The 16,226-nt window shown below is 61.4% G+C and carries 13 protein-coding genes; all 13 read left to right on the top strand.

From position 1 onward, the window contains the following. Nucleotides 1-7 precede the first annotated feature (7 nt). The 13 genes from uppS (at nt 8) to LOY67_RS05565 (ending at nt 16,171) form a co-directional block, all read left to right on the top strand. Nucleotides 8-763, top strand: a complete 756-nt coding sequence (gene uppS, locus LOY67_RS05505; protein ID WP_265066288.1) for a polyprenyl diphosphate synthase — start codon at nt 8-10, stop codon at nt 761-763. Next, nucleotides 763-1,569, top strand: a complete 807-nt coding sequence (locus tag LOY67_RS05510) for a phosphatidate cytidylyltransferase (RefSeq protein ID WP_265066289.1) — start codon at nt 763-765, stop codon at nt 1,567-1,569. Before uppS ends, LOY67_RS05510 begins: the two co-directional genes overlap by 1 nt. After that, nucleotides 1,566-2,756, top strand: a complete 1,191-nt coding sequence (gene ispC, locus LOY67_RS05515) for a 1-deoxy-D-xylulose-5-phosphate reductoisomerase (RefSeq protein WP_265066290.1) — start codon at nt 1,566-1,568, stop codon at nt 2,754-2,756. Before LOY67_RS05510 ends, ispC begins: the two co-directional genes overlap by 4 nt. Nucleotides 2,757-2,808: 52 nt before the next feature. Next, complete coding sequence (gene rseP, locus LOY67_RS05520; RefSeq protein ID WP_265066291.1) at nt 2,809-4,161, top strand: sigma E protease regulator RseP; 1,353 nt, start codon at nt 2,809-2,811, stop codon at nt 4,159-4,161. Between the two features lie 74 nt (nt 4,162-4,235). Beyond that, nucleotides 4,236-6,611, top strand: coding sequence for an outer membrane protein assembly factor BamA (bamA, locus tag LOY67_RS05525; RefSeq protein ID WP_265066292.1), 2,376 nt, complete (start codon nt 4,236-4,238; stop codon nt 6,609-6,611). A 45-nt stretch (nt 6,612-6,656) separates the two neighbouring features. Then, nucleotides 6,657-7,160 (top strand): OmpH family outer membrane protein, encoded by a 504-nt coding sequence (locus LOY67_RS05530; RefSeq protein ID WP_024779019.1) that lies wholly within the window; start codon nt 6,657-6,659, stop codon nt 7,158-7,160. A 3-nt stretch (nt 7,161-7,163) separates the two neighbouring features. Then, nucleotides 7,164-8,219, top strand: coding sequence for a UDP-3-O-(3-hydroxymyristoyl)glucosamine N-acyltransferase (gene lpxD, locus LOY67_RS05535; RefSeq protein WP_265066293.1), 1,056 nt, complete (start codon nt 7,164-7,166; stop codon nt 8,217-8,219). A 106-nt stretch (nt 8,220-8,325) separates the two neighbouring features. Further along, on the top strand, nt 8,326-8,766 hold the full coding sequence (fabZ, locus tag LOY67_RS05540; protein ID WP_265066294.1) for a 3-hydroxyacyl-ACP dehydratase FabZ: 441 nt from the start codon (nt 8,326-8,328) through the stop codon (nt 8,764-8,766). After that, nucleotides 8,763-9,539, top strand: a complete 777-nt coding sequence (gene lpxA / locus LOY67_RS05545; protein WP_265066295.1) for an acyl-ACP--UDP-N-acetylglucosamine O-acyltransferase — start codon at nt 8,763-8,765, stop codon at nt 9,537-9,539. Before fabZ ends, lpxA begins: the two co-directional genes overlap by 4 nt. A gap of 2 nt (nt 9,540-9,541) precedes the next feature. Then, on the top strand, nt 9,542-10,672 hold the full coding sequence (gene lpxB / locus LOY67_RS05550) for a lipid-A-disaccharide synthase (protein ID WP_265066296.1): 1,131 nt from the start codon (nt 9,542-9,544) through the stop codon (nt 10,670-10,672). A gap of 11 nt (nt 10,673-10,683) precedes the next feature. After that, nucleotides 10,684-11,331 (top strand): ribonuclease HII, encoded by a 648-nt coding sequence (gene rnhB, locus LOY67_RS05555; protein WP_265067703.1) that lies wholly within the window; start codon nt 10,684-10,686, stop codon nt 11,329-11,331. Between the two features lie 220 nt (nt 11,332-11,551). Next, nucleotides 11,552-15,073 carry a DNA polymerase III subunit alpha gene (dnaE, locus tag LOY67_RS05560; RefSeq protein ID WP_265066297.1) on the top strand — a complete coding sequence of 1,174 codons (3,522 nt, stop codon included), beginning with the start codon at nt 11,552-11,554 and terminating at the stop codon, nt 15,071-15,073. Nucleotides 15,074-15,223: 150 nt separating this feature from the next. Continuing rightward, on the top strand, nt 15,224-16,171 hold the full coding sequence (locus LOY67_RS05565; RefSeq protein WP_024779026.1) for an acetyl-CoA carboxylase carboxyltransferase subunit alpha: 948 nt from the start codon (nt 15,224-15,226) through the stop codon (nt 16,169-16,171). The last annotated feature ends 55 nt before the right edge of the window (nt 16,172-16,226 follow it).

Here is a 16,226-nt window from a genome sequence, read left to right on the forward strand (position 1 = left end):
CGTTTTCATGGATAAGACCAAGCAGGCCGTGTCGTTCGCGGTGCCGCGCCACGTAGCGATCATCATGGACGGCAACAACCGCTGGGCCAAGAAGCGCTTCATGCCCGGTGTCGCCGGGCATAAGGCGGGGGTCGATGCGGTTCGCGCGGTCATCGAGGTGTGCGCCGAGGCTGGCGTCGAGGTGCTGACCCTGTTCGCGTTCTCCAGCGAAAACTGGCAGCGTCCGGCCGACGAGGTCAGCGCCTTGATGGAGTTGTTCCTCAAGGCCTTGCGTCGTGAGGCCAAGCGCCTCAACGAGAACAGCATCAGCCTGCGCATTATTGGTGATCGCTCGCGCTTTCATCCGGAGTTGCAGGCCGCGATGCGCGAGGCCGAGGCCGCGACGGCCGGCGCCGACCGGTTTGTCCTGCAGATCGCCGCCAACTATGGCGGTCAGTGGGACATTGCCCAGGCAGCCCAGCGGCTGGCGCGGGAAGTCCAGGCCGGGCACTTGCGGCCGGAGGACATCACGCCCGAACTGCTGCAGACCTGTCTGGCGACGGGTGACCTGCCGCTGCCGGACCTGTGTATCCGCACCGGTGGCGAACATCGCATCAGCAATTTTCTCCTTTGGCAGCTGGCTTACGCCGAGCTGTACTTCTCCGACCTGTTCTGGCCGGACTTCAAACACGAAGCCATGCGCGTTGCGCTGGCCGATTTCGCTTCCCGTCAGCGTCGCTTCGGTAAAACAAGCGAGCAGATCGAAGCTGGAGCCCGGGTTTAATGCTCAAACAACGAATCATCACCGCTCTGATCCTGTTGCCCATCGCCCTGTGTGGGTTCTTCCTGCTGGACGGTGCCGGCTTTGCGCTGTTCATCGGGCTGGTCGTGACGCTGGGGGCATGGGAGTGGGCACGGCTGGCCGGTTTTGCCGAGCAATCGGCCCGTGTGATCTACGCCGCCGTCGTGGCGGCCATGCTGTTCGTCATGTATGTGGTCCCTGGCATTGCGCCCTGGGTGCTGGGCGCTTCGGTGCTGTGGTGGGCAACTGCAACGTTCCTGGTGTTGACCTACCCCCGCACGACCCATCACTGGGCCAATGCGGCGACCAAGTTGATGATCGGCCTGTTGATTCTGCTGCCGGCCTGGCAAGGGCTTATCTGGATCAAGCAAGGCCCGCTGGGCAACTGGCAGATCATGGCCGTGATGGTGCTGGTCTGGGGCGCCGACGTCGGGGCCTACTTCTCCGGCAAGGCGTTCGGCAAGCGCAAGCTCGCGCCTAAAGTCAGTCCTGGCAAGAGCTGGGAAGGGGTCTACGGTGGCCTGGTCCTGAGCCTGGTGATTACGGCGGTAGTCGGTGTCATGCGGGAATGGACGGCTGGTCAGTTGCTGATCGGCCTGTTTGGCGCCGCGCTGATTGTCTTCGTCTCGGTGGTCGGGGACCTGACCGAAAGCATGTTCAAGCGCCAGTCCGGGATCAAGGACAGCAGTAACCTCCTGCCTGGCCATGGCGGCGTACTGGATCGTATCGACAGCCTTACCGCCGCGGTCCCGATCTTCGCTGTGCTGCTGTGGATGGCGGCATCGTGAGTCGTCCTCAGCAGATCACCGTCCTTGGTGCTACCGGTTCGATCGGCCTGAGTACGCTGGACGTCATCGCCCGACATCCGGAGCGCTACCGGGTGTTCGCCCTCAGTGGCTTCACGCGCCTGAGCGAGCTGCTGGCGTTGTGCATTCGTCACGCGCCACGCTTTGCCGTGGTGCCCGAGGCTGGCGCGGCGCGGGCGCTGCAGGATGACCTGCGTGCAGCCGGCCTGCAGACCCGGGTGCTGGTAGGGGAGGAAGGCTTGTGCGAAGTGGCCTCCGATCCTGAAGTCGATGCGGTGATGGCGGCGATTGTCGGTGCTGCGGGCCTGCGCCCGACGCTGGCTGCGGTGGAAGCCGGCAAGAAGATCCTGCTGGCGAACAAGGAAGCGCTGGTCATGTCCGGCGCGTTGTTCATGCAGGCTGTGGGAAAAAGTGGTTCGGTACTGCTGCCGATCGACAGCGAACACAATGCGATTTTTCAGTGCATGCCGCGGGATTTTTCCCGTGGGCTGGGTGCGGTGGGTGTCCGGCGGATCCTGCTGACCGCTTCCGGCGGTCCGTTCCGGCAGACGCCCCTGACAGAATTGGAGCATGTTTCGCCCGAGCAGGCCTGTGCTCACCCGAACTGGTCCATGGGGCGCAAGATTTCCGTGGATTCGGCCAGCATGATGAACAAGGGCCTTGAGCTGATCGAGGCCTGCTGGCTGTTCGATGCCAGGCCGTCCCAGGTCGAGGTGGTGATTCATCCACAGAGCGTGATCCACTCCCTGGTGGACTATGTAGACGGTTCGGTACTGGCCCAGTTGGGCAACCCGGACATGCGCACGCCCATCGCCAATGCGCTGGCCTGGCCGGATCGAATCGACTCGGGTGTCGCGCCCCTGGACCTGTTTGCCGTCGCCCGCCTGGATTTCCAGGCGCCCGATGAACAACGCTTTCCTTGCCTGCGCCTGGCGCGGCAAGCGGCCGAGGCGGGCAACAGCGCCCCGGCCATGCTGAACGCCGCCAACGAGGTGGCGGTGGCAGCGTTTCTTGATGGACGTGTCCGTTACCTCGAGATCGCGAGTATCATCGAGGAAGTCTTGAATCTCGAGGCCGTGGTTTCCCTCGATGACCTCGACGCGGTGTTCACCGTGGATGCCCGGGCCCGTGAGCTGGCGGGTCAGTGGTTGAAGCGCCACGGACGTTGAGGCTGCGGTACGTTAGCCGGGGTTGCCCTGGACAGGATTGCGGAGAAAACAGATGAGCGCGCTCTATATGATTGTCGGCACCCTGGTTGCGTTGGGTGTGCTGGTCACTTTTCACGAATTCGGTCATTTCTGGGTCGCCCGTCGCTGTGGCGTGAAGGTCCTGCGTTTTTCCGTCGGCTTCGGCATGCCCTTGCTGCGCTGGCATGACAAGAAGGGCACCGAATTCGTCGTGGCGGCCATCCCCCTGGGCGGCTACGTGAAAATGCTCGACGAGCGTGAAGGCGAAGTGCCCGCCGATCAGCTTGATCAATCCTTCAATCGCAAGACCGTCCGGCAGCGTATCGCCATCGTGGCGGCGGGGCCGATCGCCAACTTCCTGCTGGCCATGGTGTTCTTCTGGGCGCTGGCCATGTTGGGCAGCGAGCAGGTGCGTCCCGTCATCGGTGCAGTCGAGGCCGGCAGCGTCGCGGCCCGGGCCGGACTGAGTGCGGGTGAGGAAATCGTTGCCATCGACGGCGAGCCGACTTCGGGTTGGGCTGCCGTCAACCTGCAGCTTGTGCGTCGCCTGGGTGAAAGCGGTTCGCTGCAGTTGATGGTGCGCGAGCAGGGCTCGACGACGGATTCTCCCCGGGAGCTGGCGCTGGATAACTGGCTCAAGGGCGCCGATGAGCCGGATCCGATCCGTTCCCTGGGCATCCGCCCCTGGCGCCCGGCGCTGCCGCCGGTGCTGGCCGAACTTGATCCGAAGGGGCCGGCCCAGGCTGCCGGGTTGAAGACCGGTGATCGCCTGTTGGCCCTCGATGGTCAATCGGTCAGTGACTGGCAACAGGTGGTCGACGCGGTTCGTGTACGTCCTGATACCAAAATTGTGCTGCGCGTCGAGCGCGACGGTGCTCCAATCGACGTCCCGGTGACCCTGGCCGCCCGTGGCGAGAGCAAGACGCCGGCGGGTTACCTGGGGGCGGGCGTCAAGGCGGTCGACTGGCCGCCGGAGATGATCCGTGAGGTCAGTTTCGGCCCGGTGGCGGCGATTGGCGAGGGTGCGCGTCGGACCTGGACCATGAGTGTCCTGACCCTCGACTCACTGAAGAAAATGTTGTTCGGCGAGCTCTCGGTAAAAAACTTGAGTGGACCGATAACCATTGCTAAAGTGGCGGGCGCTTCTGCCCAGTCGGGCGTTGCTGATTTCCTGAATTTCCTTGCTTATCTGAGCATTAGCCTGGGGGTTCTGAATTTGCTGCCCATCCCGGTACTGGATGGGGGGCATCTGCTGTTTTATCTGATCGAGTGGGCGCGTGGTCGTCCCTTGTCGGATCGGGTTCAAGGTTGGGGGATACAGATCGGTATCAGCTTGGTGGTCGGGGTGATGTTGCTTGCCTTGGTCAACGATCTGGGTCGTCTGTAACGCTTCGCTGAATTGCGAATCTGCCGCATTTTGCGGCAGTTTGTTTATTGCCAGTTGGAATAAGAAAGGACTTCATGAAACGTCTGCTGCTAACCGCGGTTTTTACCGTGTTGATGATCGCCGAAGTTCACGCCGAGTCCTTCACTATCTCTGATATTCGTATCAACGGCCTCCAGCGGGTTTCCGCGGGTAGCGTCTTTGGTGCCTTGCCGTTGAACGTCGGCGAGCAGGCGGATGATCGGCGCCTGGTGGAGTCCACTCGTGCGTTGTTCAAGACCGGTTTCTTTCAGGATATCCAGCTGGGCCGTGACGGCAACGTCCTGGTCATCACGGTCGTCGAGCGGCCGTCGGTTGCCAGCATCGAGATCGAAGGCAACAAGGCGATCTCCACCGAAGACCTGATGAAAGGCCTCAAGCAGTCCGGCCTGGCCGAAGGCGAGATCTTCCAGCGCGCGACCCTCGAAGGCGTGCGTAACGAGCTGCAGCGCCAGTACGTCGCCCAGGGTCGCTACTCGGCCACCGTCGACACCGAAGTGGTGCCGCAGCCGCGTAACCGCGTCGGCCTGAAGGTCAACATCAACGAAGGCACCGTGGCGGCCATCCAGCACATCAACGTGGTGGGCAACACGGTTTTCCCCGACGAAGACCTGATCGACCTGTTCGAACTCAAGACCACCAACTGGCTGTCGTTCTTCAAGAACGATGACAAGTACGCCCGTGAAAAACTCTCCGGTGACCTGGAGCGCCTGCGTTCCTACTACCTGGACCGTGGCTACATCAACATGGACATCGCTTCGACCCAGGTGTCCATTACCCCGGACAAGAAGCACGTCTACATCACCGTCAACGTCAACGAAGGCGAGAAGTACACGGTTCGCGACGTCAAGCTCAGCGGTGACCTGAAGGTGCCTGAAGACCAGGTCAAGTCGCTGCTGCTGGTGCAGAAGGGCCAGGTGTTCTCGCGCAAGCTGATGACCACCACGTCCGAGCTGATCACCCGTCGCCTGGGTAACGAAGGCTATACCTTCGCCAACGTCAACGGCGTGCCGCAACCACACGATGAAGACCACACCGTCGACATCACCTTCGCCGTCGACCCGGGCAAGCGTGCCTATGTCAACCGCATCAACTTCCGTGGCAACACCAAGTCCGAGGATCAGGTGCTGCGTCGTGAAATGCGTCAGATGGAAGGTGGCTGGGCTTCGACCTACCTGATCGACCAGTCCAAGACCCGTCTGGACCGCCTGGGCTTCTTCAAGGAAGTCAACGTCGAGACCCCGGCGGTACCGGGCGTCGATGACCAGGTCGATGTGAACTACAGCGTCGAAGAACAGGCTTCCGGCTCGATCACCGCCAGTGTCGGTTTTGCCCAGAGCGCCGGCCTGATCCTTGGTGGCTCGATCACCCAGAACAACTTCCTGGGTACCGGTAACAAGGTCAGCGTCGGCCTGACCCGCAGCCAATACCAGACCCGCTACAACTTCGGTTTCGTGGACCCCTACTGGACGGCTGACGGCGTAAGCCTGGGCTACAACGCGTTCTATCGCACCACCGACTATGACGAACTCGACTCCGATATCTCCAGCTATGCGGTGGACAGCTACGGTGTCGGTGCCAACATCGGCTACCCGATCAGCGAGACTTCGCGCCTGACGTTCGGTCTGACTGCCCAGCAGGACAAGATCAACACCGGCAGGTACACCGTCGACGAGATCTTTGACTTCGTTAACAAGGAAGGCGACAGCTACCTGAACTTCAAGGCGTCCGCCGGCTGGTCCGAGTCGACCCTGAACAAGGGCGTGCTGGCAACCCGTGGTCATTCCCAGAGCCTGGTTCTGGAAACGACAACACCGGGCAGTGACCTGTCGTTCTTCAAACTCGACTATCGCGGCCAACTATTCCAGCCGTTGACCGACACCTACACCATGCGCCTGCATACCGAACTGGGCTATGGTGACGGCTACGGGTCGACCGATGGGTTGCCGTTCTACGAGAACTATTACGCGGGTGGTTTCAACTCGGTACGTGGCTTCAAGGACAATACCCTGGGACCGCGCAGTACTCCGAGCAAGGGCACCAACCCGGGTACCAGCCTCGACCCGGATCAGGATCCACTGCCGTTCGGTGGCAACGTACTCATCCAGGGTGGTCTTGAGGTCTTGTTCCCGATGCCGTTCATCAAGGATCAGCGCTCCCTGCGGACCTCGGTATTCTGGGACGTGGGTAACGTATTCGACTCCAAGTGCAGCAACACTACCAACACTAATGGCAGCAAGTCCAACACCCAGTGCAACGACATCAGCCTCAGCAACATGGCCAGCTCCGTTGGTGTAGGTGTGACCTGGGTGACCGCGCTCGGTCCGTTGAGCTTCGCTCTGGCGATGCCGATCAAGAAGCCGGATGACGCTGAAACCCAAGTGTTCCAATTCTCCCTCGGCCAGACGTTCTAAGCGTCTGACCCAAGATAACGACAATGGATTTTGTAGGAGTACATCGTGCGTAAGTTGACTCAATTGGTTCTCCTGGCGACCGTACTGGTCGCAGGTCCGGCTTTTGCCGACATGAAGATCGCCGTACTGAACTATCAGATGGCCTTGCTGGAATCCGACGCGGCGAAGAAATACGCCGTGGATGCGGAGAAAAAGTTCGGCCCACAGCTGACCAAGCTCAAGAGCCTGGAAAGCAGTGCCAAGGGGATCCAGGATCGCCTGGTCGCCGGTGGCGACAAGATGGCCCAGGGCGAGCGCGAGCGTCTGGAGCTTGAATTCAAGCAAAAGGCCCGTGACTTCCAGTTCCAGTCCAAGGAACTGAACGAAGCTAAAGCCGTTGCCGACCGTGAAATGCTCAAGCAGCTCAAGCCGAAGCTCGACAGCGCCGTGGAAGAAGTCATCAAGAAAGGTGGTTTTGACCTGGTGTTCGAGCGTGGTGCAGTGATCGATGTCAAACCTCAGTACGACATCACGCGCCAGGTTATCGAGCGCATGAACCAGCTGAAGTAATCCATGACAGCGACTATCAAACTCGGCCAGTTGGCCGAGTTCCTCGGAGCCACCCTGCGTGGCGACCCGGAGAAGGCAATTACTGGGCTAGCCACTTTGCAAGAGGCTGGCCCAGCTCAGTTGAGCTTCCTGGCAAATCCTCAGTACCGCAAATACCTGGCCGATAGCCGGGCTGCCGCGCTGTTGCTCAAGGCTGCCGATGCCGAAGGCTATGCCGGTGATGCGCTGATCGTGCCCGATCCGTACCTGGCGTATGCGCGGATCTCCCATTTGTTCGACCCCAAGCCGAAAGCGGCTGCCGGCATCCACCCAAGTGCGGTGATCGCGGTGGACGCGGTGGTCGATCCGACGGCCAGCATCGGTCCTTTCGTGGTCATCGAGGGCGCGGCGCGGATCGGCGCCGGTGTCACGCTGGGTGCCCATTGTTTCGTCGGTGCCCGCAGCGAGATCGGCGAGGGCGGCTGGCTGGCTCCCCGGGTCACCCTGTATCACGATGTACGCATCGGCAAGCGGGTGGTGATCCAGTCCGGCGCGGTGCTGGGCGGTGAAGGGTTCGGTTTTGCCAACGAAAAAGGCATCTGGCAGAAGATCGCCCAGATCGGTGGGGTCACGGTCGGCGATGACGTGGAGATCGGCGTCAACACCGCCATCGACCGCGGCGCGCTGGCCGATACGGTCATCGGCAATGGTGTCAAGCTGGATAACCAGATCCAGATCGCCCACAACGTCCAGGTCGGTGACCACACCGCCATGGCGGCCTGCGTGGGTATCTCCGGCAGCACCAGGATCGGCAAGCACTGCATGCTCGCCGGTGGCGTGGGGTTGGTGGGGCACATCGATATCTGTGACAACGTTTTCCTGACCGGGATGACCATGGTGACCCACTCGATCACCGAGCCGGGTGCCTATTCTTCCGGTACGGCGATGCAGCCGGCGGCCGAATGGCGCAAGAGCGCGGCCCGTATTCGTCAGCTCGATGACATCGCGCGACGCCTGCGACAGCTGGAAAAGCGTGTGGGGGACGTGACCCCTGACGGTAATGCTTCATCAGATGGCTGATACCATTTCCATATCAAGTGTGCACGGCCGCCAGGCTTCCTTGATTTGCTAGCGGAGCGCGCGTCTATCGCGCACCTCCCAATCTTTACATAGGCTTCCCCCCGAAATGATGGACATCAACGAGATTCGCGAATACCTGCCTCACCGTTACCCGTTCCTGCTGGTGGACCGGGTAGTGGAGCTGGATGTTGAAGGCAAGCGCATTCGCGCCTACAAGAATGTCAGCATCAACGAGCCGTTCTTCAATGGTCACTTCCCTGCGCATCCCATCATGCCGGGCGTGTTGATCATCGAGGCGATGGCCCAGGCTGCCGGGATCCTTGGTTTCAAGATAATGGATGTGAAACCCGCCGACGGTACGCTCTACTACTTCGTCGGGTCCGACAAGTTGCGTTTCCGTCAGCCGGTGACCCCGGGCGATCAGTTGGTCCTCGAAGCCACGTTCATCAGTTGCAAGCGCCAGATCTGGAAGTTCGAATGCCAGGCTTCGGTCGACGGCAAGCCTGTCTGCTCCGCTGAAATCATCTGCGCGGAACGCAAGCTATGAGTTTGATTGACCCTCGCGCAATCATCGATCCCACGGCCGTACTGGCCGCCGATGTCGAGGTCGGCCCTTGGTCGATTGTCGGCGCAGGTGTGGAAATCGGCGAGGGTACGGTGATCGGCCCGCACGTGATTCTCAAGGGGCCGACCCGGATTGGCCGGCACAATCGTATCTACCAGTTTTCCACGGTAGGCGAGGACACCCCCGATCTCAAATACAAAGGTGAAGAAACCCGCCTGGTCATCGGCGATCACAATGTGATCCGCGAAGGCGTGACGATTCACCGTGGCACCGTTCAGGATCGTTCCGAAACGACCCTGGGCGACCACAACCTGATCATGGCCTATGCCCATATCGGCCATGACAGCGTCATCGGTAACCATTGCATCCTGGTTAACAACACCGCTTTGGCCGGCCATGTCCATGTGGACGACTGGGCGATCCTGTCCGGTTTCACCCTGGTCCACCAGTACTGCCATATCGGCGCCCACAGCTTTTCCGGCATGGGCACCGCCATCGGCAAGGACGTCCCGGCTTATGTCACGGTGTTCGGCAACCCGGCTGAAGCCCGCAGCATGAATTTCGAAGGCATGCGCCGTCGCGGTTTCAGCGAAGATGCGATTTCTGCGTTGCGTCGGGCCTATAAGGTCGTGTATCGCCAGGGGTTGACCGTCGAGCAGGCGCTTGTCGAGTTGGCTGAAGCATCGACCCAGTTCCCGGAAGTCGCGGTGTTCCGCGATTCCATCCAGTCTTCGACCCGCGGCATCACTCGCTGACCATGGCCAACTTGCGTGTTGCGCTGGTGGCGGGCGAAGCTTCCGGCGACATTCTGGGCGCCGGCCTGATGCGCGCGCTCAAGGCGCAACATCCGGCGGTGGAGTTCCTCGGTGTTGGCGGGCCGCTGATGCAGGCCGAGGGCTTGACCTCCTATTTCCCGATGGAACGCCTGTCGGTGATGGGGCTGGTGGAAGTGCTCGGTCGGCTGCGAGAGTTGCTGGCCCGGCGCAAGAAGCTGATTGCGACCCTGATCGATGAAAAACCCGATGTGTTCATCGGCATCGATGCGCCGGATTTCACCCTCAATATCGAACTCAAGTTGCGCCAGGCCGGGATCAAGACCGTGCATTACGTCAGCCCTTCGGTCTGGGCCTGGCGGCAGAAGCGCGTGCTGAAGATTCGCGAAGGTTGTGACCTGATGCTGACGCTGCTGCCGTTCGAAGCCAGGTTCTACGAAGAGAAGGGCGTACCGGTGCGGTTTGTCGGGCATACCCTGGCCGATACCATCCCCCTGGAGGCCGACCGCGAAGGCGCCCGCCAGGCGTTGGGTTTGCCCGACGGGCCGCTGGTGGCCTTGATGCCCGGCAGCCGGGGGGGCGAAGTGAGTCGCCTGGGTGGCTTGTTTTTCGACGCCGCCGAACGCCTTCGGGCGATGCGTCCCGACGTACGTTTCGTCCTGCCGTGCGCCAGTGCGCAACGTCGTGAGCAGCTTGAAGCGCTGCTGGCCGGCCGCGATTTGCCGGTTACGCTGCTCGACGGTCGTTCCCATGACGCGCTGGCCGCCTGCGATGCCGTATTGATTGCGTCCGGCACTGCTACCCTTGAGGCATTGTTGTACAAGCGCCCGATGGTGGTTGCCTATCGCCTGGCGCCGCTGACGTTCTGGATCCTCAAGCGCATGGTCAAGAGCCCTTACGTTTCCCTGCCGAACCTGCTGGCCCAGCGTTTGCTGGTGCCCGAATTGCTGCAGGACGATGCCACGGCCGACGCCTTGGCCAACACGCTGGCACCGTTGATCGACGGCGGCCAGGAGCAGACCCGGGGCTTTGACGAAATCCACCGCACTTTGCGTCGCGATGCCTCCAACCAGGCGGCAGAAGCAGTGCTGACCTTGATCGGTGCCAAGCCATGAGCCAGTCGAAGCTGCAGATGGGCCTGGATTTCAACCTGGTCGCCGAAGTCGAAGAGCTGGTCGCGGGTGTCGATGAAGTGGGGCGCGGCCCCTTGTGCGGCGCGGTGGTAACGGCGGCAGTGATTCTCGACCCGAACCGGCCGATCCTGGGCCTCAACGATTCCAAGAAACTCACCGAAGCCCGTCGCGAGAAGCTCTACGACGAAATCTGCGAGAAAGCCCTGAGCTGGTGCATTGCCCGGGCCGAGGTCGAAGAGATCGATGAGCTGAACATCCTGCACGCTACCATGCTCGCCATGCAGCGGGCGGTGCAGGGGCTGCACATTACGCCGAAGCTGGCGATGATCGATGGCAATCGTTGTCCGAAACTGTCGATGCGCGCCGAGGCGGTGATTCAGGGCGACGCGAAGGTGCCGGCCATCGCGGCGGCGTCGATTCTGGCCAAGGTCAGTCGTGACCGGGAAATGACGGCTTTCGAATTGATCTATCCGGGCTACGGCATCGGCGGCCACAAGGGCTATCCGACCCCCGTTCATCTGGAAGCCCTGGCGCGACTGGGGCCGACGCCGATCCACCGGCGCTCGTTCGCCCCGGTGCGGCTGGCGTATGAAGCGCGTGAAGGCCTGGTCGAAACCATAAGTAAGCTTCCGGCTCTGTAGGAGCTGTCGAGCGAAGCGAGGCTGCGATCTTTCCCCAGACACTTGACCCCCAAGCGAAAGATCAAAAGATCGCAGGCTCCTACAGATATAGCGCCAGCGGGGATAAATCCCCTCGCCACAAAGGCATCATTTGCCAGGCAGAACACTCATGGCTGATGTTTTACCCAAGGCCCGGTACAATCCGGGCCTTGTTGTTTTCATGACTTAACGCAGGATCACTATGCCGGCTTCATTCGTTCATCTACGCCTGCACACTGAATACTCCCTGGTCGACGGTCTGGTGCGGATCAAGCCACTTGTCAAGACCCTGGTGGGCATGAACATGCCCGCCGTGGCGGTCACCGACCAGAACAACATGTGTTCGCTGGTCAAGTTCTACAAGACCGCCATGGGCGGCGGGATCAAGCCGATCTGTGGTGCCGACCTGTGGTTGTCGAGCAAGGACCCGGACGCCCCGTTGACCCGTATCAGCCTGTTGGTCATGAACGCCATGGGTTACCGCAACCTCACCGAGCTGATCTCCCGGGGCTTCATTGACGGCCAGCGCAACGGTTCGATCATCATCGAGCGCGAGTGGGTGGCCGAGGCCAGCGAAGGCTTGATCATGCTGTCGGCGGCCAAGGAAGGCGAGATCGGCCTGGCCCTGCTCAGCGGCAACACCGAGGAAGCCGAGACGCTGGCCCGGGACTGGATGGCGGTGTTCCCGGATCGCTTCTACATCGAGGTGCAACGCACCAACCGCGCCAACGACGAAGAGCACCTGCACGCGGCGGTGGCGCTGGCCGACCGGATCGGCGCGCCGCTGGTGGCGACCAACGACGTGCGCTTCATCAAGCAGGAAGATTTCGAAGCCCACGAAACCCGCGTCTGCATCGGTGAGGGTCGGGCCCTCGACGATCCGCGCCGGCCAAAGAACTACAGCGACCAGCAATACCTCAAAAGCGCCGAGGAAATGGCCGAGCTGTTCAGCGACCTGCCCGAGGCGCTGGAAAACACCGTTGAGATCGCCAAACGGTGCAATATCGAAGTGAAGCTGGGCAAGCACTTCCTGCCCAACTTCCCGATCCCCGATGGCATGACCATCGACGAGTATTTCCGCAAGGTGTCGTTCGACGGCCTCGACGAGCGCCTGAGCGTCCTGCTGCCCAAGGACACTACCGAAGATTACGAAGCCAAGCGCCAGGTCTATGTCGACCGGTTGAATTTCGAGCTGGATATCATCATCCAGATGGGCTTCCCCGGTTACTTCCTGATCGTGATGGACTTTATCCAGTGGGCCAAGAGCAACGGCGTGCCGGTAGGGCCGGGGCGTGGGTCGGGTGCCGGGTCGCTGGTGGCCTACGTGCAGAAGATCACCGACCTCGACCCGCTGGAATATGACCTGCTGTTCGAACGTTTCCTCAACCCGGAACGGGTCTCCATGCCCGACTTCGACGTCGACTTCTGCATGGACGGTCGCGACCGGGTGATCGATTACGTGGCCGAGAAATACGGTCGCAACGCGGTGAGCCAGATCATCACCTTCGGTTCCATGGCCGCCAAGGCGGTGGTCCGTGACGTGGCGCGGGTGCAGGGCAAGTCCTATGGCCTGGCGGATCGTCTGTCGAAGATGATTCCGTTCGAAGTCGGCATGACCCTGGAAAAGGCCTTTGAGCAGGAAGAGATCCTGCGGGACTTCATCAAGGTCGATGAAGAGGCCGCGGAAATCTGGGAAATGGCCCGCAAGCTCGAAGGCGTGGTGCGTAACGTCGGCAAGCACGCCGGTGGCGTGGTGATCGCGCCGACCAAACTGACCGACTTCTCGCCGATCTATTGCGACGAAGAGGGCGACGGCCTGGTGACCCAGTTCGACAAGGATGATGTCGAGGCAGCGGGCCTGGTGAAGTTCGACTTCCTGGGGCTGCGGACCCTGACCATCATCGACTGGGCGCTGAAGACCATCAACCGCGACCGGGCCAAGGTCGGCGAAGAGCCGCTGGACATTGCCTTCATCCCACTGGACGACAAGCCGACCTACAGCCTGTTGCAGAAAGCCGAAACCACGGCGGTGTTCCAGCTTGAATCCCGGGGCATGAAGGAGCTGATCAAGAAGCTCAAGCCCGACTGCCTGGAAGACCTGATCGCACTGGTGGCCCTGTTTCGTCCGGGCCCGCTGCAATCGGGCATGGTGGACGACTTCATCAACCGGAAGCACGGCCGAGCCGAGCTGGCCTACCCGCACCCGGATTATCAGTACGACGGCCTCCAGCCGGTATTGGCGCCGACCTACGGCATCATCCTGTATCAGGAACAGGTGATGCAGATTGCCCAGGTCATGGCCGGCTACACCCTCGGCGGCGCGGACATGCTGCGTCGGGCGATGGGTAAGAAAAAGCCCGAGGAGATGGCCAAGCAGCGCGGCGGTTTCATCGAGGGCTGTGCCAACAACGGCATCGATGCGGACCTGGCCGGCAACATCTTCGACCTGGTAGAAAAATTCGCCGGCTACGGCTTCAACAAGTCCCACTCCGCCGCCTACGGCCTGGTGTCGTACCAGACCGCATGGCTGAAGGCCCACTACCCGGCGCCGTTCATGGCTGCCGTACTGTCGGCGGATATGCACAACACCGACAAGGTCGTGACCCTGATCGAAGAAGTGCGGACCATGAAGCTGCGCCTCGATGCGCCGGACGTGAACGCTTCGGAGTTCAAGTTCACGGTGAACGATGAGGGTCGCATCATTTATGGCCTCGGCGCGATCAAGGGCGTGGGCGAGGGCCCGGTGGAAGCCATCACCGAGGCGCGCCAGGACGGGCCATTCAAGGACCTGTTCGATTTCTGCGCCCGGGTCGACCTCAAGCGCATCAACAAGCGGACCCTCGACGGTTTGATCCGCAGTGGGGCGCTGGACCGATTGGGCCCGTACTTCCATGACGAGCCCAAGGCCTACCAGGCCAACATCGACCGCAATCGCGCGGTGTTGCTGGCGGCCATGGAAGAAGCGATCAAGGCTGCCGAACAGACCGCTCGCACCCACGATAGCGGCCACGCCGACCTGTTTGGCGGGCTGTTCGTCGAGGAAGATGCCGATGTGTACGGTAACCATCGCAAGGCCAAGGAGCTGACCCTCAAGGAACGCCTCAAGGGGGAGAAGGACACCTTGGGCCTGTACCTCACCGGCCACCCTATCGATGAATACGAAGGCGAGATCCGCCGCTTCGCCCGTCAGCGCATCATCGACCTGAAGCCGGCTCGCGATACGCAGACCGTCGCCGGGATGATCATCGCCCTGCGGGTGATGAAGAACAAAAAGGGCGACAAGATGGGCTTTATCACCCTCGACGACCGCTCCGGGCGTATCGAGGCCTCGTTGTTCGCCGATGCGTTCCACTCGGCACAATCGTTGTTGCAGACCGACGCGATGGTGGTGGTGGAGGGCGAGGTCAGCAACGATGACTTCTCTGGTGGCCTGCGGCTGCGGGTCAAGCGGGTGATGAGCATGGAGGATGCCCGGACCAACCTGGCCGAGAGCCTGCGCCTGAAGTTGCAGACCCAGGACCTCAAGGGCGACCAGCTACGCTGGTTGGGCGAGTTGTTCAAGCGCCATCGCGGTGCCTGCCCGATCACCATGGAGTACGTGCGCCCCGACGCCAAGGCCGTGCTGCAGTTTGGCGAGGGTTGGCGAATTGACCCGGCGGATGCGTTGATTCAAGCCTTGCGTGACCAGTTCGGCAAAGACAACGTCTTCCTCCAATACCGTTGACGGCCAGGGGCCACTCCCGGACTTGGAGTGTCCCTGACCGCGACCCGAATTTTTAATCTCGACCTGAACGCGCCTCTCCCTTAAGGTAGGGCGCGAATAGACAACCGGCCGGCCCAAGCTCTCTTGGACGTCGACCCAAGACGGACGCCTATGAACCCGAATTTTCTAGATTTCGAACAGCCGATCGCCGACCTGCAAGCCAAGATCGAAGAGTTGCGCTTGGTCGGTAATGACAATTCGCTGAATATCGGCGATGAGATCTCTCGTCTGCAGGACAAGAGCCGCACGCTGACCGAAGACATCTTCGGCAAGCTGACCAGCTGGCAGATCGCGCGCCTGGCGCGTCATCCGCGTCGTCCATACACCCTGGACTACATCGATCACATCTTCACCGAGTTCGATGAGCTGCACGGCGACCGTCACTTCTCCGACGATGCCGCGATCGTCGGCGGTGTCGCCCGTCTGGATGATCAGCCGGTGATGGTTATCGGCCATCAGAAAGGCCGTGAAGTGCGCGAGAAGGTCCGTCGCAACTTCGGCATGCCGCGTCCGGAAGGCTACCGCAAGGCGTGCCGCCTGATGGAAATGGCCGAGCGTTTCAAGATGCCGATCCTGACCTTCATCGACACGCCGGGCGCCTACCCGGGCATCGACGCCGAAGAGCGCAACCAGAGCGAAGCGATTGCCTGGAACCTGCGCGTCATGGCACGCCTGAAAACCCCGATCATCGCCACCGTAATTGGTGAAGGCGGTTCCGGCGGTGCGTTGGCCATCGGTGTCTGCGACCAGTTGAACATGCTGCAGTATTCCACTTACGCGGTAATCTCGCCGGAAGGCTGCGCCTCGATCCTGTGGAAAACCGCCGAGAAGGCCCCGGACGCCGCTGAAGCCATGGGCATCACCGCCGAGCGCCTCAAGGGCCTGGGTATTGTGGACAAAGTGATCAACGAGCCCGTGGGCGGCGCTCACCGTGACCCGGCCGCGGCTGCCGCGCTGATTCGTGCCGAGCTGAGTTCGCAGCTGTCGATGCTGAAGAAGTTCGACAACGACGCGCTGCTGGCCCGTCGCTACGAGCGGTTGATGAGCTACGGTCTCTGACCTGACCCTGCCTCACCCCATGTGGGAGCGAGCCTGCTCGCGATTGCGGTATAAC

Origin of the sequence: Pseudomonas sp. B21-056 (assembly GCF_026016325.1) — a bacterium.
Lineage (GTDB): Bacteria > Pseudomonadota > Gammaproteobacteria > Pseudomonadales > Pseudomonadaceae > Aquipseudomonas.

Coding starts and splice junctions, on each gene's coding strand:
- uppS (WP_265066288.1), top strand. CDS start 8: ATGGATAAGACCAAGCAGGCCGTGTCGTTCGCGGTGCCGCGCCACGTA.
- LOY67_RS05510 (WP_265066289.1), top strand. CDS start 763: ATGCTCAAACAACGAATCATCACCGCTCTGATCCTGTTGCCCATCGCC.
- rseP (WP_265066291.1), top strand. CDS start 2,809: ATGAGCGCGCTCTATATGATTGTCGGCACCCTGGTTGCGTTGGGTGTG.
- bamA (WP_265066292.1), top strand. CDS start 4,236: ATGAAACGTCTGCTGCTAACCGCGGTTTTTACCGTGTTGATGATCGCC.
- lpxD (WP_265066293.1), top strand. CDS start 7,164: ATGACAGCGACTATCAAACTCGGCCAGTTGGCCGAGTTCCTCGGAGCC.
- fabZ (WP_265066294.1), top strand. CDS start 8,326: ATGATGGACATCAACGAGATTCGCGAATACCTGCCTCACCGTTACCCG.
- lpxA (WP_265066295.1), top strand. CDS start 8,763: ATGAGTTTGATTGACCCTCGCGCAATCATCGATCCCACGGCCGTACTG.
- lpxB (WP_265066296.1), top strand. CDS start 9,542: ATGGCCAACTTGCGTGTTGCGCTGGTGGCGGGCGAAGCTTCCGGCGAC.
- dnaE (WP_265066297.1), top strand. CDS start 11,552: ATGCCGGCTTCATTCGTTCATCTACGCCTGCACACTGAATACTCCCTG.
- LOY67_RS05565 (WP_024779026.1), top strand. CDS start 15,224: ATGAACCCGAATTTTCTAGATTTCGAACAGCCGATCGCCGACCTGCAA.